The organism is Bifidobacterium sp. POST2/T3 (B1) (assembly GCF_058197115.1).
In genome coordinates this window covers 1-2,693 of sequence record NZ_JBVPQK010000353.1, presented here as the reverse complement: position 1 = coordinate 2,693, position 2,693 = coordinate 1, and the positions used below count along the sequence as shown (strand labels likewise).

The 2,693-nt window shown below is 60.8% G+C and carries 4 protein-coding genes; 3 read left to right on the top strand and 1 reads right to left on the bottom strand.

Annotated elements, in window-relative coordinates; all coding sequences use genetic code 11:
• The 3 genes from AC0AP0_RS11515 to AC0AP0_RS11505 form a co-directional block, all read left to right on the top strand.
• The coding region (locus AC0AP0_RS11515) for an MFS transporter (RefSeq protein ID WP_490430566.1) at positions 1-1,044 on the top strand (1,044 nt) is incomplete at its 5' end.
• Positions 1,045-1,122: 78 nt separating this feature from the next.
• Positions 1,123-1,629: a GtrA family protein gene (locus AC0AP0_RS11510; RefSeq protein ID WP_490430567.1), complete on the top strand. Its 507-nt coding sequence runs from the start codon at positions 1,123-1,125 to the stop codon at positions 1,627-1,629.
• Positions 1,630-1,737: 108 nt separating this feature from the next.
• A complete protein-coding gene (locus AC0AP0_RS11505) occupies positions 1,738-2,085 on the top strand; it encodes a phenylpyruvate tautomerase MIF-related protein (RefSeq protein ID WP_046322390.1) in 348 nt (115 codons plus the stop codon).
• 126 nt (positions 2,086-2,211) lie between these two features.
• On the opposite strand, the gene rplI is transcribed toward AC0AP0_RS11505, so the two are convergent.
• Positions 2,212-2,661, bottom strand: coding sequence for a 50S ribosomal protein L9 (rplI, locus tag AC0AP0_RS11500; protein WP_198191531.1), 450 nt, complete (start codon positions 2,659-2,661; stop codon positions 2,212-2,214).
• Positions 2,662-2,693: the final 32 nt, after the last annotated feature.

Below are 2,693 nucleotides of genomic sequence, written 5' to 3'. Positions count from 1 at the left end.
GTTCTGGTCTGGGTTGTGGCCGCCACGGTCCTGATCACAGCCATCACCGCCCACGCTCCCACCTGGGTGCTCTATTTGGTCACCCCCTTCATGGCGGCCATTCCGCCCTGGGGAGCCATGAGCCGTAGCCGGTGGACGCACCTGCTACGCGGCGACCACCGTGCCACCAACCAAGCCCTGTCCCTATCTGGGGTCTTCGACGAGGCCATGTGGGTGATCGGCAACCCATTGGCTTCGATACTGGCGGTCATTTCCGGCGTGTTGGCTTTCTCTTTCACTGGAGTCTGTGTGCTGATCGGGGCCTTTATGTTCCTCTCCTGTCGAGAAACCGAGCCCCCTTCGCAGACAGACATGGCGCGCGCCCAGGGCATCACCCGCAAGGAGTACCGGGAGCGGCAGGCTCAGCAGGTGGCCCGTCTGCGTGCCCAGGAGGGAGGGAACGGCCACAGCGGCGCCTTCTGGAGCGCCGGCATGATCGCCATCTGTGCCACCTGGTTCGGTCTGGGAGCCTTCCAGAGCGCTGCATCCATCTCCATCATCGCCTTCGCCACCGAGCAGGGGATGAAACAGATGACCGGGTTCGTCTTCGCCTGCTTCTCCTTCAGCTCCCTGGTCGGCGCTCTGCTCTACGGGGCCAAGAACTGGACCATCCCCCTCTGGAAGCGTTTCTACTTCTGCCTGCTGGTGGTCAACCTGGGCATCGGAACCTTCATGTTCGCCAGGAATCTGTGGACCATCATGGTCATCTACCTGATCATCGGTGTCTGCCAGGCACCCACCTGGATCAATGGCAACCAGCTCATGCTCCACCTGGTGCCGCCCATCCGCTTCACCGAAGGCATGGCCTGGCTGAGCGCCATGAATTCGATCGGGTCCTCGGCCGGTTCGGCTGTGGCCGGGCAGTTCATCGACCGTTACGGATCCCAGGGCGGGTTCGGGGTGGTCACCACTCTGGCCCTGGCCTCGCTGGCCATCGCCTTTGTAGGCTTCCATCAGATTCGCAATAGCACTGAGGAGCCCATTCTGACCGAGCTACCCGCCTAAGTCCGTAACGTAAGGCTTTTGCGCACAAGCGGCTCCCGGTACCCCGACAGCACAGGAGGAATGATTGAATGGGCTACCGTGCGTAGATTAATCGGACAGCTGCTCAAGTTCGGCATCGTGGGCGTCATCGCCTTCCTGATCGACATCGGCATCATGAACCTGCTGATCATGGGGCCGCACCTGAACAATGTCCTGGCCGGGGCCATCTCCTTCCTGATCTCGCTGGTTTTCAACTACCTGGCCAGCATGCGCTACGTCTTCAAGCATCGGGAGGACATGGCACGGTGGATGGAGATTACGGTCTTCCTGGTCTCCTCAGTCATAGGCCTGGGAATCAATGAGGTGATCCTATGGATGGGTACCGCCATGCTACCCCCGGATGCCATCACCACCATGCACGCCCGTTACCTGCTCTACGCCAACATCGCCAAGATCACTGCCACCGTCGTGGTGGCCATCTGGAACTTCCTGATCCGCAAGTGGCTGCTGGACGCGCCTGCACCCGGCAAGCCGGTCAACCCGCGTTCGGTGGCCCACCGTCTAGGAGCCTGGTCCCTGCGTCACAAGCCCTTCGGCTGGCACTGAGCCAACCAGTCCAGGCGAGGCTACTATGGGACAGGAATAGTCAGCCATCCGCCAGGCGAACCGAATCATCCTGAGTGGTCATGCCGGACGGACCGGAAAGGAAGCACCATGCCTGTCATCCACACTCATGTAAGCACACCCATCACCGCCGAACAGCGCGAGCGGATCAAGACCGCCTACGGCAAGGCCATCACCGCCGTCCCCGGCAAGTCCGAGGGCTGGCTCATGTGCCCATTCGAGTCGGACATGCCCATCTACTTCGCTGGTGACGACAGCAAGCCCGCCGCATATGTGGAAGTCAACGTCTTCGGCAGCGACGTGCCCAAGTCCGCCTGGGAAAGCCTGACCAAGACCATCATGGATACATTGGAATCGGAGCTGTCCATCCCCAAGGACCGCACCTACATCCGCTACACGGCTACTACTGACTGGGGTTGGAACGGCGGCAATTTCTGAATTGGCCAATTCCCTGTAACGCATAAGGAGGCCTTCCCGCGCATAATCTGCTGCGGGAAGGCCTCCTGCTTAAGCCCAGATCCCTATTTCAAAGGATCGTTTGTGGGATAATCGGAGTCGGATCTGCTACTCAGCGACGACCTTGACCGTGAAAGCGGCCGAGATCTCGGGGTGCAGAGCTACGGTTGCCGGGAACTCGCCTGTGGTCTTGATGGTCTCCACGGAGATTGTGCGTGGATCCACGTCGGCCAGGGAGCGAAGAGCCTGAGCGATGGCATCGTTGGAGATGCCGCCGAAGAGCTTGCCCGAATCGGACACCTTGGCTGCGATCTCGACGGTCTGCCCATCGATGGCGGCCTTGGCAGCCACAGCATCCTCACGGGTGGCCATGGACTTGGCGCGACGGGCCCGCTGCAGGGACTCGATCTGCGCAGCAGCCCCCTTGGACCAGGCAAAAGCCAGTCCCTGAGGAATCAGGAAGTTGCGGGCATAGCCGGGCTTGACTGCGACAACGTCGCCCTTATGACCCAGATCGGTCACAGTATCGGTCAGAATAACCTTGGTTTCCTTTGCCATAATCCTGACCTCCCTCAGCGACCGTTGGTGGC